Source organism: Novacetimonas maltaceti (assembly GCF_002906255.1).
Classification (GTDB): Bacteria; Pseudomonadota; Alphaproteobacteria; order Acetobacterales; family Acetobacteraceae; genus Novacetimonas; species Novacetimonas maltaceti.
In genome coordinates this window covers 95,337-118,201 of record NZ_POTC01000001.1, presented here as the reverse complement: position 1 = coordinate 118,201, position 22,865 = coordinate 95,337, and the positions used below count along the sequence as shown (strand labels likewise).

Genomic DNA, 22,865 nt, shown 5'->3' with positions numbered 1-22,865 from the left:
ATGTCCACGAATATCCTGATGCCGGCCCTGTCTCCCACCATGACGGAAGGCAAGCTGCTGCGCTGGCTGAAAAAGGAAGGCGAGGCGGTCAGCGCGGGCGACGTCGTCGCCGAGATCGAGACGGACAAGGCCACGATGGAAGTCGAGGCCGTGGACGAGGGCGTGCTTGGCCGCATCCTGGTGGATGAGGGGGCCGAGGCCATCAAGGTCAACACGCCGATCGCCATCCTCGTTGCCGAAGGCGAGGCCGTGCCCGAAGCACCGGCCACGCCCGCGGCAGACCCGACGCCGGCCAAGGCCCCCACGACGGCCGGGGCACCTGCGCCCGGAGCACCCGCATCGGCACCGCCCGCCACCCCGACACCCGCTGCCCCGGCGAAAGGAAAGCGTATCTTCGCCTCCCCGCTGGCGCGTCGCATCGCAGGGCAGAAGGGGATCGACCTGTCCACGCTCAGGGGCAGTGGCCCGAACGGGCGCATCGTGCGCCGCGATGTCGAACAGGCCGCGGCACGGCCTGCCGCACCACAGGCCACGGCGGCAGCACAGCCCCCTGCGGCGCAGGGCGTGGCCATCGCGGCGGACACCCCGCATCACACCGTCGCCAATTCGACGATGCGCAAGGTGATCGCCCGTCGCCTGACCGAAGCGAAATCGACCATCCCGCATTTTTATGTGGAAATGGATGTCGAACTCGACGCCCTGCTGGCCCTGCGTTCGCAACTGAACGCGGCGTCCCCGGCGGAAGGGGCAGGGGCTTACAAGATCTCGGTCAACGACATGCTCATCAAGGCCGCAGCCATCACGCTGCGCCGGGTGCCTGACGTGAATGTCTCCTTCGCGGGGGACATGACCGTCCATTACGACAATATCGACATCTCGATGGCGGTTTCCATCCCTGACGGGCTGATCACGCCCATCGTCCGGCAGGCCGACCTGAAAAGCCTCGGCCAGATCAGCACGGAAACCCGTGGCCTGATCAAGCGCGCGCGCGGGGGCAAGCTCAAGCCGCAGGAATTCCAGGGCGGCACATTCTCCATCTCCAACATGGGCATGATGGGAGTGAAAGCATTCTCCGCCATCATCAACCCGCCGCAGGCGGCCATCCTCGCCATCGCGGCGGGGGAAGCCCGCCCGGTGGTCAGGGAGGGGGAGATCCGCGTGGCGACCGTCATGACCGTGACACTGTCGGTGGACCACCGCGTGGTTGATGGCGCGCTGGCCGCGCAATGGGTCTCGGTCTTCCGTTCCGTGGTGGAAAACCCGCTAAGTCTCGTGGTCTGAGGGCGCTGGCATGAACTCTTCCCAATTTGACGTCATCATCATCGGCGGCGGCCCCGGCGGGTATGTCAGCGCGATCCGCGCGGGGCAGCTTGGCCTCAAGGTCGCGGTGGTGGAAGCGGCCCACCTTGGCGGCATCTGCCTCAACTGGGGCTGTATTCCGACCAAGGCGCTGCTGCGGGCGTCGGAAATCAACCACCTGCTGCACAACCTTGGGGAATTCGGGTTTGCGGCGGACAATATGCGCTTTGACCTTGCGAAGGTGGTCAAACGCTCCCGCGCGGTGTCGGCACAGCTTTCGGCGGGTGTCGGGCACCTGCTGAAGAAGAACAGGGTAACGGTCATCAACGGCTTTGGCCGCCTTGACGGGAGCGAGGGCGACAATCGTCGCGTGTCGGTGACCCCGACCAAGGGGGGCGAGGCCTTGAGGCTTCTGGCCCCGCATGTCATCATCGCTACGGGTGCGCGCGCGCGCGTGCTGCCGGGGCTGGAGCCGGACCAGAAGCTGATCTGGTCGTATCGCGAGGCCATGGTGCCGACCGAACTGCCCAAACGCCTGGTGGTGATCGGCTCAGGGGCGATCGGGGTCGAGTTCGCCTCGTTCTATCGCAACATGGGCTCCGAAGTGACCATCGTGGAAGTGGCCGAGCGCATCCTGCCGGTGGAAGACGCGGAAATCAGCGACCTTGCACGCAAGGCCTTTGAAAAGCAGGGCATGAAGATCCTGACCGGGGCGAAGATCGTGTCCGTCTCCAAGGGGGCCGACACGGTGACCCTGAAGGTCGAGGCGGGCGGCAAAACGCAGGAGATTACCGTCGATCGCGTGATTTCGGCCGTCGGCATTGTCGGCAATGTCGAGAATATCGGGCTGGAAGGCACCGCGATCGAGGTCGACCGCACCCATATCAAGGTCGATCCCTACTGCCGCACGGCGGAGAAGGGGGTCTATGCCATAGGTGACATCGCCGGGCCGCCGTGGCTGGCCCACAAGGCAAGCCATGAAGGCGTGATGTGCGCGGAGATGATCGCGGGACGAAAGGTCCATCCGATGGACCCGCTGAACATCCCCGGATGCACGTACTGCCGCCCGCAGGTGGCCTCGGTCGGCATGACGGAGGCACGGGCCAAGGATGCGGGCTACAAGATCCGCGTCGGGCGCTTCCCCTTCATCGGAAACGGCAAGGCCATCGCGATGGGAGAACCGGAAGGGCTGGTCAAGACGATCTTCGATGCGCAGACGGGCGAGCTTCTCGGCGCGCACATGATCGGGGCCGAGGTGACGGAGATGATCCAGGGTTATGTCATTGCCCGGACATCGGAACTGACGGATGAGGAACTGAAGGAAACGGTCTTCCCGCATCCCACCATTTCCGAAACCATGCACGAGGCCGTGCTGGCCGCCTATGACGGGGCGCTGCATTTCTAAGTGCCCCTGACGCTGCTTTCATGCGTCATGAACGGGGGAGGTATGCTGCGTTGCATGCTTTTCCCGACCTTGTGATTGCCCATCAGGTTCCGGCACGCAAGAATGCTTGACGCATGGAACGGCGCGTTCCACTTGTGGATATCTGCCTGTTTTTCGGGGTTTTACCGCTTATGTCCGTACGTGTCCTGATCGATCATCGCAAGGAGGGGTCGCCTGCGGCGCGGCACCCGGAAAAAGCGCACCGGCCTGACAACCCCATCGCCCGGAAACCGGACTGGATCCGCGTCCGTGCGCCCAACAATCCCGTCTATCACGAGACGCGCAAGCTGATGCGTGACCAGAAACTGGTGACGGTGTGCGAGGAAGCGGCCTGTCCCAATATCGGCGAATGCTGGTCGCAGCGCCATGCCACCATGATGATCATGGGCGAAATCTGCACCCGCGCCTGTGCATTCTGCAATGTCACCACCGGACTGCCGCATGCGCTGGATGCCGATGAACCGCAGCGCGTCGCCGAAGCGGTGGCGAAACTGGGCCTGCGGCATGTTGTCATCACATCCGTCGACCGTGACGACCTGCCCGATGGGGGGGCGCACCATTTCGCCCGCGTCATCACCGCGATACGCGCGGCAGCACCGACCACGACCATCGAGATCCTGACCCCTGATTTCCTGCGCAAGCCCGGATCGCTGGAAATCGTGGTCAGGGCACGGCCCGATGTCTTCAACCATAACCTTGAAACCGTGCCGCGCCTGTATCCCTCCATCCGGCCCGGCGCGCGCTATTACCAGTCTATGCGCCTGCTTGACGACGTAAAGCGCCTTGACCCGTCGATCTTCACCAAGTCCGGCCTGATGCTGGGGCTGGGGGAGGAGAAGCCCGAAATACTTCAGGTCATGGATGACCTGCGTATAGCGGACGTTGATTTCATCACCCTGGGGCAATATCTCCAACCTACGGTCAAGCATGCTGCGGTGGCACGTTTTGTCACGCCGGAGGAATTCGCTGACTATGCCGCCATGGCCCGGGTCAAGGGATTCCTTCAGGTCAGTTCGTCGCCACTGACGCGGTCGTCGTATCATGCGGACTCTGATTTTGCGGAATTGCGTGCCGCACGACAAAAGCGTCTGGACACCCAGAACGGCGCGATGGAGACGAAGTGATGCCCACCCATGCCGAACGTCGGTTGATCGCCTATTCTCCGGATCAGCTTTTTGATCTGGTCGCCGATGTCGGAAAGTATCCGCAGTTCCTGCCTTGGTGCGTTGCCGCCAAGGTCAGAAGCCGCACTGACACGCTGCTGGTGGCGGACCTGTCGATCGGTTTCGGTCCGTTTCGTGAAACCTTCACCAGCCGCGTCACCCTCGATCAGCCACGGACCATCCGTGTCACCTATGAAAAAGGTCCGTTCCGTTACCTGAACAATGTCTGGACCTTCACCCCTGATGACCGGGGATGCCTGATCGATTTCTTCGTCGATTTCGAATTCCGCTCCCGCCTGCTGCAGGCGGCAATCGGCGTTGTCTTCAACGAGGCCGTTCGCCTGATGGTGTCGGCCTTTATCCGGCGGGCCCGTGAAATCTATGGTCCACCCACGATCGTGCCGCCCGCCAATCCCTCGACCATGCCCGCCAAGATGGGAAACGCATAATAGCGGGCATGCCTACTTCCCGGAAAATGGTCTGATGAAATATTCCTCTCTCCTGATCTTCCTGCTGGCTGGACTGGCGGGGGCAGGAACCGCGCATGCGTCTCCGGCTGCGACGCATGCACGTCACCACGCAACGACCAGCCAGTCGCCCGCACCGGGCAGCGACGCCGAAACGGCGGATCTCAACGCCCTCAGCCTGCAAAAGGCCCGTGCCAGCCTGAAGACCCCGACACCGGCCGCCCCCACCACCGTCGCAAAAGGAACGGCCACAAACGGCAAGGCACAGCCTGTTCAGGCGGCAGGGACCGGAACGACATCCCCGCCCATCCGCGTGCCGGAAACCACCGATACGGTCGCTTTCTATTAAGGCATGATGCTATCGGATTGACCAATAACATTCATTCCATCCTGTCTTGAACGCGCTCAGGCCATCCCGCCTGGCCGCGTTCAATGTCAGCCAGCCTGCAACGCTTCGGTCGCCAGTGCCTGGGCATGGATCACGGACTGCATCCGGATCGCATCCCGATCCCCGGAAAACACAACCGACACCGTGCGTGTCTGCTGCCGTTTCATCGCCACGGCAAACCACACCAGGCCCACCGGCTTTTCCGCACTTCCGCCGCCCGGACCTGCAATTCCCGTAATCGACACCGCGATATCGGCATCGGGGGCAACGGTAACGGCGCCTTCAGCCATCGCGGCGGCGACCTCGCTACTGACCGCGCCACGCAGGTCGAGCAGGACGGGCGGCACATCCAGCAGTCGTATCTTCATCGCATTGGAATAGGTCACGAACCCGCCCGCCACGAATTCGGAAGCACCGGGCGGCTGCGTCAGGGATCCGGCCAGCAACCCGCCAGTGCAGCTTTCGGCCACGACGATACGGCGCCCCTGCCGGGCCAGCGCCTCAAGCAGCAGCAGGGCACCCTGCTTCATCCGGGCAGATAATGACGGTTCCATATGTTCCATCCTGTTCCCACGGCCGCGCCAGTCGCGCGGGGATCAGGCAATGGCGTGAAGGGCCATGACAATCATCCCGGCCCCCATGCCTGCCACGATATCATCCCCCATGATACCCACGGCATCATGCCGCCTGTCAAACCAGCCAACCGGCCCGGGTTTCGTGATATCGAACAGCCGGAACAGCGCAAATGCCAGCCCCAGCCACAACAGGTCGGCCCCGCGCAGGGAATGGACATGCAGCGGGGCGAGGGGCCACATCGACAGCCACATGCCCGCGACCTCGTCTATGACGATCCATCCGTAATCTTCCCCGCCCGAAACCATGGCCGTTGCCCAGTATCCGATGACGCAACACACCGCGATGGCCATTCCCATCCACGTCACATGCTGCAGCAGCGGAACCCCGACCACCAGCGCGGCCAGCGACCCGACGGTGCCCGGCGCACGCGGGGCAAAGCCACTGCCGCCAAAACTTGCGATCATCCGTGCGATGGAACGCATCACCGCGCGGCCTCCGTCGCTACTGCAGTTCCTGTTGCCGTTCCCGCCGCACGCGCCTGATAGATCACCATGTTTTCCAGCACACGCTCCACATAATTGCGCGTTTCCTCGAACGGGATGCTTTCCACCCAGTCGAGCACGACTTCGCCCGATGCATGCTCCCGCGCCGGGTCCCCAAGCGAGGCCAGCCATGTATCAACCCGATGCGGCCCGCTGTTATAGGCGGCAAGCAGGTAGGGGACACTACCGCCGAAGCGCTCCATAAGCTGCTGGAGATAGGCCGCACCCAGCGTCATGTTCACCTGCGGGTTGGTCAACGTGGCCGCGGTCACGGTGGCATAGGGCTGATGCGTGCGGCGGGCGAGTTCCTGTCCAGTGGCAGGCAGCAACTGCATCAGGCCGACAGCATGCGCGCCGCTGACGATGGTGGGGTCAAAATTGCTTTCCTGCCGCATGACCGCCAGTTCCAGCCCCTGTGGCAGGTCATGTTCCGCGGGCACAAAGGGGCGGGGCCATCCGTCATCGACCAGCGCGACCCCGTCACGCCCTGCCCGACGGGCAATCAGCACCGCGACATCGGGCATCGCCAGACGGGTGGCAAGCCGGGCGGCAAGCACATGTTCCACCGGCCGGGTCGCTTCCTCATCAAGCTTGATGACAAAATCGCGGGCGTGGTGGAAATCGTTCCATGACACCAGGATCTGGGCCGCGCGCGCAAGGTCCGACGTATCGAAACGCACGGATTCCTCCACCGTCGGTTCGGGCGTGCGCAGCCGCATCAGGTATTCACGCACGGGGCCGCCGGCCTGTCCGGGGGTCAGCAACCCGTTGACCCCATCATTACGCAGGCAGGCGATCGCCATCTGCCCATAAAAGGTGTTGGCAAGCTGCGCGGCCTCTTCCCATGCCGTGCGTGCCGCCGCCCGGTTGCCGCGCGCCGCCTGTGCACGCCCGCTCCAGTACAGACCACGACTGCGGGTAATCAGCGCGGTCGCCCGTCCCAGCGGCTCGAACCGGGCAAGCGCCTTTGCCGGCTGCCTGAGGCGCTGCAGCAAAATCCAGCCACTGAGGAACTGCGCATCATAGGACGCGACCTCGGGCAGGGCAGACTGGTCATCGGCAATCAGCAGGGCATCGCGGTTACGCCCCTGCATCAGCAGGTCGCGCGCCAGGGCATCACGCGCATGCCAGAACATGGCGGCCGTCGCCTTGTCCTGCTGCCGTTCGATTGCGAAACCCCTGTGTTTCCACAACGCAATGGCGTCATCAAGCCGCTGCGCATGGTCCAGCCACCGCAACTGATCAAGCACCAGCATGGCATCATCGCGATGGTCGTCCGCCACTGCCGCCAGCAGGTTCTGTGCGTTCGCATCATTGCGATGCAGGGCCAGACGCGCACGCGCCAGGGGCTGCTGCTGCGGGTCGAGGAATGGAATCTGCGCATCGGCGGCGGCAAGGCGGCCATTACGTTCCTGCCGGTCGAAACGCTGCCAGTTGTCCTGCGCGGTGAAGGCCGCGCCGAACTGCTGCTGCATCAGGTGCGCATCATTGGGCTGGTCCGCGCCGGAAATCCATGCCACGCGCGCCCATTGCGTAATCTGTGAAGGGGGAGGGGCCGCTGCCGTGGCACAATGGGCCAGCGCCTGCGCACTGCCCAACTGCCAGCGCGCGCACAGTCGCGTCAGCGTGGCTGGGTCGTTTTCCTGTGCAAGGGCACGCTCGAACCGGGCCATCATGACTGCGCGTTTTGGCCATGAAGCGCTTTCGGTCAGGAAATTGGCATATTCATCGGCGCTTCCCCCTGCGGGCGACAGCAGGCGCAGATAAACCGTCAGGCGGGCCGCGACAGGACTGTCATCGGCATTGCCGGTATCGGCCTGATGCTCCGTAGGCCATGCCGAAGACGCAGGAATGGCGGGCACTTCCGCATGAAGGGGCGAAAGCGGGCATGACATCCACAACCCGGCCACGACCGACGCCACAATGGCACCACACCCCCGCACGGCACGCCTGTCCCGCGCCAATGAATGACCGCATGTCACGAAAGATGGGTCCACACTTCACCTCCGCCCTTGACGATCAGTTCGATCGCCACCGCCAGCACCACCAGCAGCCCGATCCACGAAATCCAGCGGAACCGCTCCAGCAGGCGTGCGATCAGCGAGGCCGCAATGGCCATCATCAGCACCGAAACCACCAGTCCGGTCACCAGCACGCCGACGTGTTCCCCTGCGGCCCCTGCAACCGCAAGTACGTTATCGAGGCTCATGGACAGGTCGGCCACGATGATGCGGATGATGGCATTGCGCAGCGATCCGGGGGCAGGGGCGCCATCGCCCTCCGCATGGGCCGGTCCGCGCATCTCGCGGTACATCCGCCAGCACACCCACAGCAGCAGGATCCCCCCCGCCAGCGTCAGGCCGATAATCGCCAGCAGCCTGACCGCGACAAGCGCCAGGCAGATGCGGATCAGTGCGGCACCCAGCACGCCCGACAGGATTGCGATCCTGCGCTGTGGTACGGGCAGGCCACGTACCGCCATGCCGACAACGATCGCATTATCCCCCGCAAGCGTGAGATCAATAAGAACAACCTGACCAAGCGCGTAAAGCGAGGAGACGGAAACGGCAAATGACATGAAGCAGGGATATCCTGTTGTAATGTCCGAGGGGGACATGAAAACCTGAACGAATCACAAAAAACAAATCATGGATTTCATGTTCGCTTTATTGATACGCCATTCAAATATACAAATTTATTCATGAGTATTTTTAACACTTCTGTTATGATTTTTCCAATTACATACCTATAAAGTCATCGCCAGGAAGATCATCACTTCTGATATCTTCAGAATACTCTTCCATATCAAAAATCATGTGGTTCTCTTTATTTTCCATATACATAAGGCAATCACCCGCCCCACTTCTCATTTCCCAGACAGGCACAAGCCCCTGAACCAACGAAATGTTTTTTATTCTCCAACATCATGTTCATAATTTTCTATATTTTTACAAAATCAATCGACATGAATTGCAGGTTCCTGATGCACCATGAATTCACGGCATATCCCTGCATGTCGGCACCATAAAAAACTGGGCTGTGAATACAATTTCCTTCGACCGTCCTGACGTCGCCATCTTCCACTGTATGCCGTGGGATGCCAAGAGTACGCAATCATGCGCATCCGGATTTGAAATATGCACGAAAGGGAAGACGCGCGGCGCGGAATTGGCTAGGAAAGGGTCCCACATTCCTCTGTCGCGCATTTTGTTAAGGAAATCCAACCCTATGGTCCCGCGTTATACCCGGCCGGTGATGGCCGCCATCTGGTCCCCCGAAAACCGGTACCGCATCTGGTTCGAGATCGAGGCCCTTGCGTGCGAGGCCATGGCCAAATACGGCGCCATCCCCGAGGAGTCCGCGCGCACCATCCGCGAAAAGGGCGATGCGGCAATGGCGGCGTTCACGCAGGCGGACCTCGACCGGATTGATGAGATCGAGGCTGTTACCCGCCACGACGTCATCGCGTTCCTGACATGGCTTGCGGAAAAGGTCGGCCCCGACAGCCGCTTCGTCCATCTGGGCATGACCTCGTCCGACGTGCTTGATACCTGCCTGTCGGTGCAGATGGTACAGGCGACGGACCTGCTGCTCGAAGACCTCGACAGGCTGCTGGCCGCGCTGAAGACCCGCGCGTTCGAGCACAAGCACACGCTGACGATCGGGCGCAGCCACGCCATCCATGCCGAACCGACCTCATTCGGGCTGAAGCTTGCGGGGCATTACGCCGAATTCGCCCGCAACCGCGAACGCCTTGTCCGCGCGCGTGAGGAAATTGCCGTGTGTGCAATTTCCGGCGCGGTCGGCACCTATGCGCATATCGACCCGCGCGTGGAGGAATATGTCGCCCACAAGCTCGGCCTGAAGCCCGAGGGCGTGTCCACGCAGGTGATCCCGCGTGACCGCCACGCCGCCTATTTCTGCGCCCTGGCGGTGATTGCAAGCGGGATCGAACGCCTTGCGGTCGAAGTCCGCCACCTGCAGCGTTCCGAAGTGCGCGAGGCGGAGGAGTTCTTCCATCCGGGGCAGAAGGGATCGTCCGCGATGCCGCACAAGCGCAACCCCGTGCTTTCGGAAAACCTGACCGGGCTTGCGCGACTGGTGCGTTCGCACGTCATCCCGGCGCTGGAAAACGTGGCGCTGTGGCATGAGCGCGACATCAGCCATTCCTCGGTGGAGCGCAACATCTGCCCAGACGGCACGATCGGCCTTGACTTCGCGCTGATGCGCCTGGCTGGCATGATGGAAAAACTAGTGGTCTATCCCGACCGCATGCAGGCGAACATCGAAAGCCTCGGCGGCGTCGTCCATTCTGGCGAAGTGCTGCTTGCGCTTGCACGCGCGGGCATCCTGCGTGAAGATGCCTACCGCATCGTACAGCGCAATGCGATGGAGACATGGACCAAGCTGGGGCAGCCTGACGGACGGACGTTCCGTGAAAACCTCGACGCCGATCCCGAAGTCGCGGGACGTGTCCCGGCAGAGGTGCTCGACGCGGCGATGGACAGCAAGGCGCACCTGCGCCACCTGGACCATACCTATCACCGTGTCTTCGGGGAAACCGGGCCCCACACGGCGTAAGGGCCGGACTGCCACATGGCCATGGCCGGTGCCGGCGCGATCCGGCAGCAGGCCGTGGCCAGAGGGCCTAGACATACAGGATCAATGGCGTGTGTACTGTCGTTATCTCCCACCAACCGGACGAGGCATGGCCCCTGCTGCTGGCGGCCAACCGTGACGAACGCCTTGACCGCCCGTGGGAGCCTCCCTCGCGCCACTGGAGCGACCATCCCACGGTCGTGGGGGGACGTGACTGTGTTGCCGGCGGGTCATGGCTGACCATGAACGACGCGGGCGTCATCGGGGCGATCATGAATCGCGTCGGCAGCCTCGGCCCCGCGCCGGGCAAGCGTTCACGCGGCGAACTGCCCCTGATGGTGGGCGATCACCTGTGCGCCCGCGACGCGGTGGCACGGATCGCAACCCTTGATGCCGGGGAATGGCGCTCCTTCAACATGATCGTGGGCGACGGCACGGATGCGTTCTTCATCCGCGGCCCCGGTTACGGCACGCCACAGGTCATCGCGCTGGAGGCGGGCACGCACATGATCGCGACCACGGACCCTGATGACATGTCGATGCCCCGGATCGCGCGTCACCTGCCACGCTTCCGCGCCGCGCCGCGTCCCGTCCCGCCCGCGTGGGAGAACTGGACCACGCTGCTGGCCGACCGCTCCCTCCCGGCGGGAAGCGAACTCAACATCCCGCCGCGTTCAGGCTTTGGCACCTGCAGTTCCTCGGCCCTGGGCGTCTCGCGCGATCCCGGCGCGCCCGACGGCAGATCGTGGGTCTTCGCCGCCGGCGCGCCGGACCGGGTGGGATATGCACCAGTGGACCTGAACACCCGCCGCACGGATGCTGCCGCGACATAGAAACGTTACTGTATCTTCGACGCGCAATCGCTGCTATTGCATGCGCATCATTCTGGGTCCTGTTGCGGACCCGCAGGGAAGGGTGCCTGCGGCATGCTTCCCACAGCCGTATGTGAAGGACGAGTATGGGCCGCCGCCGTCAGCTTTATGAAGGAAAAGCAAAGATCCTTTTCGAGGGTCCGGAACCGGGAACACTGGTTCAGTATTTCAAGGACGATGCCAGCGCGGGCAATGGCGCCAAGAAGGGTGTCATCACCGGCAAGGGGGTCCTGAACAACCGGATCAGCGAACACCTGATGCTGCGCCTGCATGAAATCGGGATTCCCACCCATTTCATCCGCCGGCTGAACATGCGTGAGCAGCTGATCCGCGAGGTGGAGATCATCCCGCTCGAGGTCGTGATCCGCAATGTCGCCGCAGGCAGCCTCAGCAAGCGCCTCGGCATCAAGGAAGGCACCCGCCTGCCGCACCCGATCGTCGAATTCTACTACAAGAACGACAGCCTCAACGACCCGATGGTCAGCGAGGAGCACATCACCGCCTTTGGCTGGGCCTGCGCCCATGACCTGGAGGACATCGTTTCGCTGAGCATGCGGATCAACGATTTCCTGTGCGGCCTGTTCGTGGGGATCGGGATCACGCTGGTGGACTTCAAGCTTGAATTCGGCCGCCTGTGGGAAAACGACAACATGCGCATCGTGCTGGCGGACGAGATTTCGCCCGACAACTGCCGCCTGTGGGATGCCAAGACCAACCAGAAGCTCGACAAGGACCGTTTCCGCCAGGACATGGGCAAGGTCGAGGAAGCCTATCAGGAAGTGGCCATGCGCCTTGGCATCCTGCCCGAGGCGACGAATTCCGACATGAAGGGACCGGAGGTAATGCAATGAAAGTACGCGTGACGGTCATGCTCAAGGACGGCGTGCTCGACCCCCAGGGCAAGGCGGTGGAACATGCGCTGCATGTGCTCGACTTCAAGAATGTCGGCGACGTGCGCATCGGGCGTGTGATTGACCTTGAACTCTCCGAAAGCGACCCGGCCCGCGCCATCGTGCAGGCCAACGAGATGGCCCGCGCGCTGCTTGCCAACCTCGTGATCGAGGATTTCGCGGCGGAGGTCGTGGAAGAATGAAGACGTCAACGGGCATCTTCCTTGCGGCCTGCGCGCTTGGCGTGGGGCTGCTGCCGCGTTCGGATGCGCATGCGCAGCGGGTGTCGCGCATGCCCGCGTCGCAACTGGGCACGCTGTGCACGCGTGCCTCCGGCACCGGCCTGTGTGATTCCTACATTTCCGGCGTGGCGGATGCGGCCGCCCTTGCGCACCTGTTCGAGCGCAATGCCGAAAAGGACCAGCACGATGTCGCCGCGTTCTGCATCGCGCCGGCGACCAACCTGTCGGACATGCGCGGCAAGGTCGTGGACTGGATGAAGGCGCATCGCGACCAGCTTTCCCGCCCGGCGGGGGAGGCGGTCTTTACCGCGCTTCATGAAGCCTATCCCTGCGGCGACCACAAATGAAGGCGGGCATCGTTGTTTTTCCCGGCACCAACCGGGAACGTGACATGGCGATCGCGCTGCGCAGCGTGACCGGCGTCGCCCCCCGCATGATCTGGCACCGCGAAACGGACCTGCCGGACCTCGACCTTGTCGTGCTGCCCGGCGGCTTCAGCTATGGCGATTACCTGCGGTGCGGGGCAATGGCCGCACATGCGCCGATCATGCCCGCCATCCGCCGCTTCGCGCAGGCGGGCGGGCATATCCTTGGCGTCTGCAACGGCTTCCAGATCCTGACCGAAGCACAACTCCTGCCCGGCGCGCTACTGCGCAACGCCGCGCTGCGGTTCCTGTCGCAGGACTGTTTCCTGCGCGTTGAACGCAATGATACGCCGTTCACCCGCCACTGGAAGCGCCATGACGTGTTCCGCACCCCCATGGCGCATGGCGACGGCAACTACATCGCCGACCATGAGACGATCCGCATGCTCGAAGACACCAACCGCGTCGCCTTCCGCTATGTCGCGGCGGACGGCAGGCTTGATGCGAATGACAGCACGCTCAACCCCAACGGAAGCATGGGAGCCATCGCTGGCGTCTTCAGCGAGAACCTGCGCATCTGCGGCATGATGCCGCATCCCGAGGATCTGGTGGATCCCCTGATGGGTGGAGAGGACGGAAAGCCCCTGTTTACGGGTCTGGTGGAGGCGCTGGTCGGATGAGCACAGCAGGACAGAAGCCCGTCAACGAGGCGCTGGCTAGGGAATTCGGCCTGACGGCAGAGGAATACGGCAATGTGCTGTCCATCATGGGACGCACGCCGAGCCTGACCGAACTGGGCATTTTTTCCGTCATGTGGTCGGAGCACTGCTCCTACAAATCGTCGCGCGCATATCTGAAGACGCTGCCGACGAAGGCACCCTGGGTCATCCATGGGCCGGGCGAAAACGCGGGCGTCGTCGATATCGGGCAGGGGCTGGCCGCCATCTTCAAGATGGAAAGCCACAACCACCCGTCCTTCATCGAACCCTACCAGGGGGCGGCGACGGGCGTTGGCGGCATCCTGCGCGACGTCTTCACGATGGGCGCGCGCCCGGTCGCGAACCTGAACGCCCTGCGCTTTGGCAATCCCGACAACCCGCAGACGCGGCGCATCGTCGATGGCGTCGTGCGTGGTGTCGGTGGCTATGGCAACTGCGTCGGTGTTCCCACCGTGGGCGGGGAAATCAACTTCCATCCCGCCTATGACGGCAATCCGCTGGTCAATGCGATGACGGTGGGGGTCGCGCGACAGGACCGCATTTTCCTGTCGGCGGCCGCAGGCGTGGGCAATCCCGTCATCTATGTCGGGTCGAAGACCGGGCGTGACGGGATCCACGGCGCCACCATGTCCTCGTCCGAGTTTGACGAAGACGCGCTGGCCAAGCGTCCCACGGTGCAGGTGGGCGACCCGTTCGTCGAAAAGCTGCTGATCGAGGCATGCCTTGAACTGATGGCCACCGACGCGATCGTCGCCATTCAGGACATGGGGGCTGCCGGCCTGACGTCCTCCGCCGTGGAAATGGCGGGCAAGGGCGGGGTGGGCATCGAACTCGACCTCGACCAGGTGCCTCAGCGTGAGCGCGGCATGACGGCCTATGAAATGATGCTGTCGGAAAGCCAGGAGCGGATGCTGATCGTCATCCGCCCTGACCGCACGGAACAGGCCCGCGCCATTTTCGACAAGTGGGAACTGGATTTCGCCGTCATCGGCCACCTGACGGACACGGGACACATCGTCCTGCGCCACAAGGGGAAGACGGAGGCGGATATCCCGCTGGCGCCGCTGGCGGACCAGGCCCCGGTCTATCACCGCCCGACCGCGCCGGCCCTGCCGCCCGTGCCGCTGGGGCAGATTACCGACCCGGTGGGGATCGAACAGGCGCTACTGCGGCTGATCCGCTGCCCCGACCTCGCTTCACGCGAATGGGTATGGAACCAGTATGACAGCACCGTGGGTGGCCAGACCGTCCGGCGGCCCGGTGCGGCCGACGCAGCCATCATACAGGTCGAGGACACGACGATCGGCCTTGCGATGACAACGGACTGCACGCCACGCTACTGCCGTGCAAATGCCCGGACCGGCGGCGCGCAGGCCGTGGCGGAGGCGTGGCGCAACCTTACGGCGACAGGCGCACGCCCGCTTGCGGTGACGGACAACCTCAATTTCGGCTCCCCCGAAAAGCCTGAGGTGATGGGACAGTTCGTCGATGCCATCGCGGGCATGGGCGATGCGTGCCGTGCGCTGGACTTCCCGGTCGTCAGCGGCAATGTCTCGCTCTACAACGAGACGCGCGGCCCGGATGGGGAGTCGGTCTCCATCCTGCCCACGCCGGCCATTGGCGGGCTTGGGGTGCTCGACGACGTCACGAAGGCCGTGGGGCTGGGCATGCCCGACGGGTGTGACGTGATCGTGATTGGCGAGACACGCGGCGAGCTGGGCCAGTCGCTGTGGCTGCGTGAGATCCACGGCAGCCAGGATGGCGAACCGCCTGCGGTCGACCTGCAGGCTGAACGCCGCAATGGCGATTTCGTGCGCGCGGCCATCCTCGATGGCACCATCGTGGCATGCCATGACGTGGCGGATGGCGGCCTGCTGGTGACAGTGACGGAAATGGTCATGGCGGGCGAGGCCGGGTGCACCCTGCTGGCCCCACAGGCCGGAATGCGTCCCGAAGCCTTCTGGTTCGGTGAGGACCAGGCGCGCTACATCGTCGCGGTCCGCGACGGCAAGGCATTCATGGACCGGGCGGCGCAGGCATCCGTCCCGTGTCGCGTGCTGGGCCAAAGTGGGGGGGACGGTTTGACATTGCCCCATGGCTCCACAATATCGAAGGCACGTCTCGTCGCGGTGAACAAGGAATTCTTCCCGCGACTCATGGATCGCTGAACACCAGGGACAGGCAGGAGAACAGCCGATGGCCATGACGGCCCAGGAAATCGAGACCTATATCCGTGGCGCGCTGCCGGATGCGCAGATCCACATTGACGACCTTGCGGGGGATGGTGACCATTATGCCTGCAAGGTGGTCAGCAATGCGTTTCGCGGCCTGTCCCGCGTGAAGCAGCACCAGTTGGTCTACAACGCGTTGCAGGGGCATATGGGGGGCAAGCTGCACGCACTCGCCCTTCAGACCAGCACACCGGACTGATCCCCCGAACAGGGACGGACAGCCGGTTATCAGAACGAGGAGTCCATTATTATGGCCGAAACCATTACCCAGCAGATCCAGGCGCAGATCGACGCCAATCCGGTCATGCTGTACATGAAGGGCGATGCCACCTTCCCGCAGTGCGGTTTTTCCGCACGTGTCGTGCAGATCCTCAAGCATCTGGGCGTGCCGTTCAAGACCGCCAATGTCCTCGAAGACCCGGCCCTGCGCCAGGGAATCAAGGATTTCTCGAACTGGCCCACGGTGCCGCAGCTTTACGTCAAGGGCGAGTTCATCGGTGGCTGTGACATCGTGACAGAGATGTACCAGTCGGGCGAACTGCAGAAGCTGCTGGCTGAAAAGGGCATCGTGGCGGCATCTGCCTGAACGGCAGCCGACAGGCCCACGGCGTAACAGCCGGAACAGGAAGCGGGAGGGATGCGCACGCGCCCTTCCGCTTTTTTTTGCTTCCACCCGTGCTGAGCCTTGCCTTGCCTACCTGATTTTGCGTAGCTTCGCTGCGATGACTGAATTGGAGTGTTAGATGCGCCATACGTGCTTGCGAATCACGACCCTGTCGGTGGTTTGCGCGGGTTTCTTCTACAGCGTCACGCCACAGGCGCAGGCACGTAGCCATGCCATGACAGAGATGGAAGCAGATCGCCTGACACTCAGCGCCCTGACCGCGCCGCCTCCGCCTGTCCGCCATGTGGTCTATCGCCGTCCGGTCGCGGGGCACCATGTCATCGCCACACCGGCCCGCCATGTGACGTCAACGCATGTGCGCCGTTCCCTGGTGCATGAAGTCTCCTATCGTCCGCATGGCATGACCAGCATCCGGCATGTGGCACATGGGAATGTTCATCACCGGACCTGATTTCCAGTTCCCGGCTCACTCCAGCCTGAATGCGTCCTCGATGCGATGAAGATCGCCATCGGGTAGCACCACAACCACGTCAAAGCGCATTTCGTCATAGGTCCATGCCGTATTGAACATGCACAGGGCCTGCGCCGCGTTCATCAGGCGCTGCATTGTGCGACGGGATATGGCGTCGCCTGCCTGCATGATCGACGGGCGTGCCTTCACCTCCGTAAAGACCAGCATGCCGTCACGGATGGCGACGATATCGATTTCCCCCCATGCCGTGCGGGCACGCTGCGCCAGGATGGTCCATCCTTCCGCGCACATCCGGTCCCTGACCCTGTGCTCCGCCTCCAGCCCCCTGTGATGGGACTGCCGTCCCATGGACCGTTTCCGCCATGAAGGCGAGGGGAGGGATTCTGGCGGTGTCGTGCTTTTCATTACGCTTCCTTTGTCGGGACCGGTCCTGCGGGGATACCAGCAATACCGCGATCAGCTTCCGCCAGGCAGGTGATATGGCCGCCGGTGTCGAATTTGCATGCCTTCATGGCGCGTACGGAATAATGACCGCATCATGATCTATACTTACGTCACTTTCCTTGCCCCCATCGTGCTGGCGTTGCGCCTGTGCATCGTGGCGGTTGTCATCGTCCATGTGCTGCTGACGAAACGTGACGTAGGCGCCTCCATCGGCTGGATCGGCGTGACGGTCCTGATGCCGCTGACCGGTGGCATCCTGTATTCGATGTTTGGCATCAACCGCGTACGGCGGCGTGCGAAGCGACTGGTCGGGCTGCATCCGTGGCACAGCCGCACCATGACCTCGCGCTGGCGCAGGGGGGAGGAGGGACGCTTCGCCCCGCTGGCGGAAATGGTCACGAAACTCACGCAGCGTCCGTTGCTGGCCGGCAACCTCGTCACCCCCCTGCATGATGGGGACAGCGCCTATCCGCAGATGCTTGCGGCGATCGAAGGGGCGCAAAGCACGGTCCTGCTGTGTTCCTACATCTTCCGTCCTGATGAGATCGGTTACAAATTCTGCGATGCCCTGATTGCGGCCCACCAGCGCGGCGCACAGGTGCGGGTGCTGGTCGATGGCGTGGGCAGCGGCTATTTCCATTGCGCGATCGCCAGCAGGCTGACACGGGCAGGGGTGCCGGTCGGGCGTTTCATGCATTCAATGCTGCCGTGGCGCATGCCGTTCATCAACATGCGCGATCACAAGAAGATCCTGGTGGTCGATGGCCGGATCGGGTTCATGGGCGGGCTGAATATCGGCAGGGAAAACCTGACGGCGCTGCATCCGCTGCATCCCGTCTCCGATACGCATTTCCGCATTGCCGGGCCTGTCATCCACCAGTTGAGCGAGGCCTTTGCCCGCGACTGGACCTTCACCACCGGCGAAGAACTGCTGGCGGACCTGTTTTTTCCCGAACAGAAGGCACATGGCGACAGCCTGACGCGCATCGTCACGGCCGGGCCGGATTCCGATCTGGAGAAGATCGAATACACCATGCTGCAGGCCATTTCGATGGCCCGGCATTCCGTGCGCCTGATGACGCCGTATTTCCTGCCCGATGACCGGTTCCTGACGGAACTGGCCCTTGCGGCATTGCGCGGGATCGAGGTGGACATCGTTGTCCCACGCCACAGCAACCATGTCGTCATCGACTGGGCACGGGCGGCAAACCTGCCGCGCTTCCTCGATTCCGGCTGCAGGGTGTGGCAGGCACGGCCTCCCTTCAACCACTCGAAACTCATGGTGGTGGACCGGCACTGGTCATTCGTGGGCAGTTCGAATATCGACGTGCGCAGCCTGCGGCTGAATTTTGAAATCAACCTCGAAATCTATGACGATACACTGGCGGCCACGATCGATGGTTTCATCATCCGCCATCGCCATGAACGCCTGACCCATCATGACCTCGACCGGCGTTCCCTGCCGATCAGGCTGCGCGATGCCTCGGCACGGCTGCTCCTGCCTTACCTGTGAGGCAGGAGTTCGAGCCGGACGGCGATGGGACGGTGGTCGGAGGCGTAATTGTCAATCACGCGCTGCTCCACGCAGGACAGGCCACGGATCAGGCACCGGTCGAGCCGGATAGGCAGCACGTCGGCCATGCGATGCGTGGGCGCGCGCGGGCCGACATCACGGAAATGCCGGACCAGCGTTGGCCCGACAAGATTGAAATCCCCAAGAATTGCGGCACGGTAGGGCAGGAGCTGTGACATGCGCCGCAACTGCCGGCGATTGAGCAACTGCCCATGCGACAGGTGCACGTTGGCGATGGCAAACGGGCCACATTCGATGATCTGCGCCACGCGCCGTATCAGCGTGCCCGAGGGGAGGGTGCATGTCATGGGCGGCCTGCGGTAGGGCCACGGGCTCCAGCACGCGACGCCATGGATCCGCCCCGGCAGGGGGGAGCGCGCATAGTGCCCGCCGATCAGCGTGGGCAAGGCATCGATATCAACTGTCGCCTCCTGCATCAGCAGCAGGTCGGGCTTTTCCTGGTGGATCAGGTGCACGACATCGCGCACCGTGGCGCCGATCTTGCGCAACAGGTTCCAGCTGATGATCCTGATGCTGTTTTCGGAATGGAACGCAGGCTGGTATCCCGGCAGGGGGGATGTCCCCGGCTGGGCCACGATGGCAGGCAGCCGCAGATACGGACGCGCAAGGTTCATGGTTCGACAAATGGCTCCCTGATCTCGGGCGGCAGGCGCGCGCCCGGATCTCCTGCGGCGAATTCCGCCGTCAGGGTATATCCCACACCAATAAGCACCGGCCCAAGGAAAATGCCAAGGCCGCCAAACGTCCAGATCCCCCCAAGTACACCCAGGACCGTCAGGAGATAGGGAAGCTGCGCCCCACGCGCAATGAACATGGGCCGCATGATGTGATCCGCCCCGGAGACGATGATGGTCCCGTACAGCAGCAGGAATACCCCCCATCCGGGATGGTGGGCGACGAACAGGAAGAACGCCGCCGGTATCCAGATCAGCGGCGCGCCGATGGGCAGGACGGAGATGAAGGCGGTGATCCCGCCCCACAGGACGGGGTTGGAGATGCCAGCGATGGCGAAACCGATCCCCGTCAGCACGCCCTGCAGCAGGGCGGTGCCGATGATGCCATAGACGGTGCCCCGGATGGTGCGCCCGATGATGCCGAGGATACGGTCCGCATAGATCCCGGCAATACGTCGCACGACGGCGACAAACGTATCCCCCAGCGCCTCGCCCCCCAGCCAGAAGAAAAATGCCATGAACAGCGCCATGCCCAGATGCGCAAGCCCACTGGCCAGTTGCATGACGCCGGCAAGCGCCCACTGCACCAGACGGCCGCTGTAGGGGCGTATCATCTGGTCGATGTTGCCCACGTCCACCCGCCATTTCTCCCACGTTTCGTTCAGTTGCGCGCCCAGGTGCGGGATATGTCCCAGCCATGCGGGCAGGGGGGGCAGGTGGATGGATGTGGTGATGCTGTCGATGGCATCGGGCAGGGTCTGGGGCAGTTCGACAATGCTGCTGGAAACCACAAGCGTAAGCGGCACCACCAGCACCACGGCTGACATGACCGTCATGCCCAGCGCCGCGATCAGGGGATTGGCCTGCCGCCGCAGCCGCACATAGATCGGCCATGTGGAGAATGTCAGGATCGCCGCCCACAGCAGGGCCGACATGAATGGGTAGAGAATGAGGACGCAGCCAAAGGCGATCCCCCCCAGCATAAGCCCCATCATGATGCGTTCGACCATAATCCGTCGCGATCCGTTCCGTGGCAATCCGTGCGAAGGCGTGACCCCGCTTTCGTCATGGCACAATATGCTGCACCTTATCGCAAAGCGCTGAAACACCAAAGATTGGCCACAGATATGCACCCACTGATTTCCGCCGAAGACCTGGACCGATGCCTGTCCCATGACGATGTTGTCATCCTGGACGCGACGCAGGCCCTGCCGGGGCAGAAGTTTGATCCGCAGACCTGTTTCCTGTCGGGGCATATTCCCGGCGCGCGCCGGTTTGACATCGACGCATTTTCGGACCCCGACTCCCCATTGCCCCATACGGTGCCGGGGCAGGCGCGCTTTACCCGCCTGGCCCGCGCGCTGGGCGTGCATGACGGGGCGCACATCATCTTTTACGACCAGAAGGGCGTGGCCTGCGCCGCGCGTGGCTGGTGGCTGATGGGGCTGTTCGGCCATGACCGCACGCAGGTGCTCGATGGCGGGCTGCCTGCCTGGCAGGAAGCAGGGTTGCGGCTGGAGACGGGACCGACGCCGGTGCCCGCGCAGGACACGCCGCCCTTCGTCGCGCGCCCACGCATCCGGCGGCTCAAGGGGCTGGGGGACATGCTCGACATCGTCCATGCGCCCGGCTCATCGCTGATCCTTGATGCCCGCGCCCATGGGCGCTTTACCGGCGAACAGCCCGAACCGCGCGCGGGCATGCCCTCGGGCCACATGCCCGGCGCATCCAGCATGCCTTATACGACGCTGCTGACGGACGACGGACGCATGCGCCCGCCGCATGAACTGCGCCAGATCTTCGCCGCGGCGGGCATGCGTCCCGGCATGGAGGCGGTCTGCACATGCGGCAGCGGCATGACCGCATGCGTGCTTGCGCTCGGGCTGGTGGCGGCCGGACTGGGGCAGCACGCCGTCTATGACGGGTCATGGGCGGAATGGGCATCGACCCCCGGCACCCCCATCGTGACACGCGACGCATGACGCACAGGAAACTGGCGAAGGAAGAGACACAGATGGATCATGAAAACCTGCGCCACGCCGTCTCCCGCGGATGGCGGGAAATGGCGTCACTTGCGGTGCGCGTGGCGCGCGATGTCCCACATGACGGGCAGGGCGTGTTCGTCAACCCGGCGGTCGCGCGTGGCTCGACCGTGCTGTTCTCCTCGCTGGAGGCGATGGAGGCGGCGGGGCACAAGCGCTACGGCGATGAACTGATCTATGGCGCGATGGGAACACCGCTGCAGTACCGGCTGGAACAGGCGATCGCCACGATCGAAGGCGCCACCCATACCCAGATCGCCCCCTCCGGCCTTGCGGCGTGCATGCTGCCCCTGCTGGCGTTCCTCGACGCGGGCAGCCACTGCCTGATGTCCGATTCCGTCTATGGCCCCACACGGCGGTTCGCGGAAAAGGTGCTGCGCCGCTTCGGCGTGGACATCTCCTACTTCCCGCCCTGCGCCAGCGAAGAGGAACTGCGCCGCCTGTGCCGGGCGGAGACGGCCGCCATCCTTACCGAAAGCCCTGGCAGCCATTCGTTCGAGGTGCAGGACATACCCATGCTGGCACGCGTGGCCCACGGGCATGGCGCACGCCTGATCGTGGACAACACATGGGGGATCGGCATCTTCCAGCCCTTCCGCCACGGGGCGGACGTTTCGATCCAGGCGCTGACCAAATATCCCGCGGGCCATGCCGATACGGTCATCGGGGCCGTCTCCGTCGGGAACGAGGCGGACTGGCGCCTGCTGCGTGACACCGCCATCCAGAGCGGGCAGGTCGCGAGCCCGGATGACTGCGCGCTGACGTTGCGGGGGATCCGTACGCTGCCCGTGCGTCAGGAGCGGCAGTCGCAGTCGGCCATTGATGTCGCCGTATGGCTGCAATCCCGGCCGGAGGTCAGCCGCGTGCTGCATCCTGCATTGCCGTCATGTCCCGGCCATGCGTTCTGGAAACGGGACTTTTCGGGTGCATCGTCGCTGTTCGGGGTTATCCTGCGCCCGGATTTCACCCTGCCGCAGATGGAACGCATGATTGATTCGCTGCGTATGTTCGGCATTGGCGCATCATGGGGCGGATATGAAAGCCTGGTGCTGCCAACGACCCGGGGCATCACCCGTTCATGCGACAGCGTGACGCAGACGGGACCGACATTTCGCATCCATATCGGGCTGGAGGATACGCAGGACCTTATCGCCGATCTGGCGCAGGCGCTCGACGGACTGGCGCATGGGGAAGGGTGAGGCGCCTCCATACTGATA

At 63.4% G+C, this 22,865-nt stretch carries 25 protein-coding genes; 18 read left to right on the top strand and 7 right to left on the bottom strand.

The genetic code is table 11. The features are described 5' to 3' along the window. From KMAL_RS00565 to KMAL_RS00545, 5 genes are all read left to right on the top strand, one after another. A complete protein-coding gene (locus KMAL_RS00565; protein ID WP_110093817.1) occupies nucleotides 1–1,281 on the top strand; it encodes a pyruvate dehydrogenase complex dihydrolipoamide acetyltransferase in 1,281 nt (426 codons plus the stop codon). 10 nt (nucleotides 1,282–1,291) lie between these two features. After that, on the top strand, nucleotides 1,292–2,704 hold the full coding sequence (gene lpdA, locus KMAL_RS00560) for a dihydrolipoyl dehydrogenase (RefSeq protein ID WP_110093816.1): 1,413 nt from the start codon (nucleotides 1,292–1,294) through the stop codon (nucleotides 2,702–2,704). A 170-nt stretch (nucleotides 2,705–2,874) separates the two neighbouring features. Further along, nucleotides 2,875–3,867 carry a lipoyl synthase gene (gene lipA, locus KMAL_RS00555; RefSeq protein WP_110093919.1) on the top strand — a complete coding sequence of 331 codons (993 nt, stop codon included), beginning with the start codon at nucleotides 2,875–2,877 and terminating at the stop codon, nucleotides 3,865–3,867. Beyond that, a complete protein-coding gene (locus KMAL_RS00550) occupies nucleotides 3,867–4,355 on the top strand; it encodes a type II toxin-antitoxin system RatA family toxin (protein ID WP_110093815.1) in 489 nt (162 codons plus the stop codon). The genes lipA and KMAL_RS00550 overlap by 1 nt, the downstream gene beginning before the upstream one ends. Before the next feature lie 34 nt (nucleotides 4,356–4,389). After that, nucleotides 4,390–4,722, top strand: a complete 333-nt coding sequence (locus KMAL_RS00545) for a hypothetical protein (RefSeq protein WP_110093814.1) — start codon at nucleotides 4,390–4,392, stop codon at nucleotides 4,720–4,722. 86 nt (nucleotides 4,723–4,808) lie between these two features. On the opposite strand, the gene KMAL_RS00540 is transcribed toward KMAL_RS00545, so the two are convergent. From KMAL_RS00540 to KMAL_RS00525, 4 genes are read right to left on the bottom strand one after another with little or no spacing between them, the layout of a single operon-like run. Next, entirely contained in the window at nucleotides 4,809–5,315 is a 507-nt protein-coding gene (locus KMAL_RS00540; RefSeq protein ID WP_110093813.1) for a CinA family protein, read from the bottom strand. Nucleotides 5,316–5,357: 42 nt separating this feature from the next. Continuing rightward, nucleotides 5,358–5,819, bottom strand: coding sequence for a phosphatidylglycerophosphatase A family protein (locus KMAL_RS00535; RefSeq protein WP_180999701.1), 462 nt, complete (start codon nucleotides 5,817–5,819; stop codon nucleotides 5,358–5,360). Continuing rightward, complete coding sequence (locus KMAL_RS00530; RefSeq protein ID WP_239019866.1) at nucleotides 5,819–7,822, bottom strand: lytic transglycosylase domain-containing protein; 2,004 nt, start codon at nucleotides 7,820–7,822, stop codon at nucleotides 5,819–5,821. The genes KMAL_RS00535 and KMAL_RS00530 overlap by 1 nt, the downstream gene beginning before the upstream one ends. A gap of 35 nt (nucleotides 7,823–7,857) precedes the next feature. Beyond that, nucleotides 7,858–8,457: a YjbE family putative metal transport protein gene (locus KMAL_RS00525; RefSeq protein WP_110093811.1), complete on the bottom strand. Its 600-nt coding sequence runs from the start codon at nucleotides 8,455–8,457 to the stop codon at nucleotides 7,858–7,860. A gap of 650 nt (nucleotides 8,458–9,107) precedes the next feature. Between KMAL_RS00525 and purB the strand changes: the two genes are divergently transcribed. The 10 genes from purB to KMAL_RS00475 all read left to right on the top strand — a co-directional run bounded on the left by purB (nucleotide 9,108) and on the right by KMAL_RS00475 (nucleotide 16,873). Then, nucleotides 9,108–10,460 (top strand): adenylosuccinate lyase, encoded by a 1,353-nt coding sequence (gene purB / locus KMAL_RS00520; protein WP_110093810.1) that lies wholly within the window; start codon nucleotides 9,108–9,110, stop codon nucleotides 10,458–10,460. Nucleotides 10,461–10,549: 89 nt separating this feature from the next. Further along, nucleotides 10,550–11,311 (top strand): NRDE family protein, encoded by a 762-nt coding sequence (locus KMAL_RS00515; protein WP_110093809.1) that lies wholly within the window; start codon nucleotides 10,550–10,552, stop codon nucleotides 11,309–11,311. Nucleotides 11,312–11,436: 125 nt separating this feature from the next. After that, the gene (gene purC, locus KMAL_RS00510; RefSeq protein ID WP_110093808.1) at nucleotides 11,437–12,201 is read left to right on the top strand and encodes a phosphoribosylaminoimidazolesuccinocarboxamide synthase; all 765 of its coding nucleotides are present in this window, start codon (nucleotides 11,437–11,439) and stop codon (nucleotides 12,199–12,201) included. After that, nucleotides 12,198–12,443: a phosphoribosylformylglycinamidine synthase subunit PurS gene (purS, locus tag KMAL_RS00505; protein ID WP_110093807.1), complete on the top strand. Its 246-nt coding sequence runs from the start codon at nucleotides 12,198–12,200 to the stop codon at nucleotides 12,441–12,443. Before purC ends, purS begins: the two co-directional genes overlap by 4 nt. After that, on the top strand, nucleotides 12,440–12,829 hold the full coding sequence (locus KMAL_RS00500) for a Rap1a/Tai family immunity protein (RefSeq protein ID WP_110093806.1): 390 nt from the start codon (nucleotides 12,440–12,442) through the stop codon (nucleotides 12,827–12,829). Before purS ends, KMAL_RS00500 begins: the two co-directional genes overlap by 4 nt. Continuing rightward, complete coding sequence (gene purQ / locus KMAL_RS00495; protein ID WP_110093805.1) at nucleotides 12,826–13,527, top strand: phosphoribosylformylglycinamidine synthase subunit PurQ; 702 nt, start codon at nucleotides 12,826–12,828, stop codon at nucleotides 13,525–13,527. The genes KMAL_RS00500 and purQ overlap by 4 nt, the downstream gene beginning before the upstream one ends. After that, entirely contained in the window at nucleotides 13,524–15,734 is a 2,211-nt protein-coding gene (gene purL, locus KMAL_RS00490) for a phosphoribosylformylglycinamidine synthase subunit PurL (protein WP_110093804.1), read from the top strand. The genes purQ and purL overlap by 4 nt, the downstream gene beginning before the upstream one ends. 28 nt (nucleotides 15,735–15,762) lie before the next feature. Next, nucleotides 15,763–15,996 (top strand): BolA family protein, encoded by a 234-nt coding sequence (locus KMAL_RS00485; protein WP_003620177.1) that lies wholly within the window; start codon nucleotides 15,763–15,765, stop codon nucleotides 15,994–15,996. Nucleotides 15,997–16,047: 51 nt separating this feature from the next. Beyond that, nucleotides 16,048–16,383 (top strand): Grx4 family monothiol glutaredoxin, encoded by a 336-nt coding sequence (grxD, locus tag KMAL_RS00480; protein WP_110093803.1) that lies wholly within the window; start codon nucleotides 16,048–16,050, stop codon nucleotides 16,381–16,383. 157 nt (nucleotides 16,384–16,540) lie between these two features. Further along, the gene (locus KMAL_RS00475) at nucleotides 16,541–16,873 is read left to right on the top strand and encodes a hypothetical protein (RefSeq protein WP_180999700.1); all 333 of its coding nucleotides are present in this window, start codon (nucleotides 16,541–16,543) and stop codon (nucleotides 16,871–16,873) included. 15 nt (nucleotides 16,874–16,888) lie between these two features. Here the strand turns inward: KMAL_RS00475 and KMAL_RS00470 are convergent, their stop codons facing one another. Further along, complete coding sequence (locus tag KMAL_RS00470; protein WP_110093802.1) at nucleotides 16,889–17,242, bottom strand: YraN family protein; 354 nt, start codon at nucleotides 17,240–17,242, stop codon at nucleotides 16,889–16,891. 190 nt (nucleotides 17,243–17,432) lie between these two features. Between KMAL_RS00470 and cls the strand changes: the two genes are divergently transcribed. Beyond that, on the top strand, nucleotides 17,433–18,851 hold the full coding sequence (gene cls / locus KMAL_RS00465; protein WP_110093801.1) for a cardiolipin synthase: 1,419 nt from the start codon (nucleotides 17,433–17,435) through the stop codon (nucleotides 18,849–18,851). On the opposite strand, the gene KMAL_RS00460 is transcribed toward cls, so the two are convergent. Then, nucleotides 18,842–19,546 carry an endonuclease/exonuclease/phosphatase family protein gene (locus KMAL_RS00460; protein ID WP_110093800.1) on the bottom strand — a complete coding sequence of 235 codons (705 nt, stop codon included), beginning with the start codon at nucleotides 19,544–19,546 and terminating at the stop codon, nucleotides 18,842–18,844. The genes cls and KMAL_RS00460 overlap by 10 nt on opposite strands. Further along, nucleotides 19,543–20,616, bottom strand: a complete 1,074-nt coding sequence (locus KMAL_RS00455) for an AI-2E family transporter (RefSeq protein ID WP_110093799.1) — start codon at nucleotides 20,614–20,616, stop codon at nucleotides 19,543–19,545. Before KMAL_RS00455 ends, KMAL_RS00460 begins: the two co-directional genes overlap by 4 nt. 117 nt (nucleotides 20,617–20,733) lie before the next feature. Here KMAL_RS00455 and KMAL_RS00450 point away from each other — a divergent pair, with 117 nt between their 5' ends. Then, on the top strand, nucleotides 20,734–21,588 hold the full coding sequence (locus tag KMAL_RS00450) for a sulfurtransferase (protein ID WP_110093798.1): 855 nt from the start codon (nucleotides 20,734–20,736) through the stop codon (nucleotides 21,586–21,588). Between the two features lie 32 nt (nucleotides 21,589–21,620). After that, nucleotides 21,621–22,847, top strand: coding sequence for a cystathionine beta-lyase (gene metC / locus KMAL_RS00445; protein ID WP_110093916.1), 1,227 nt, complete (start codon nucleotides 21,621–21,623; stop codon nucleotides 22,845–22,847). The last annotated feature ends 18 nt before the right edge of the window (nucleotides 22,848–22,865 follow it).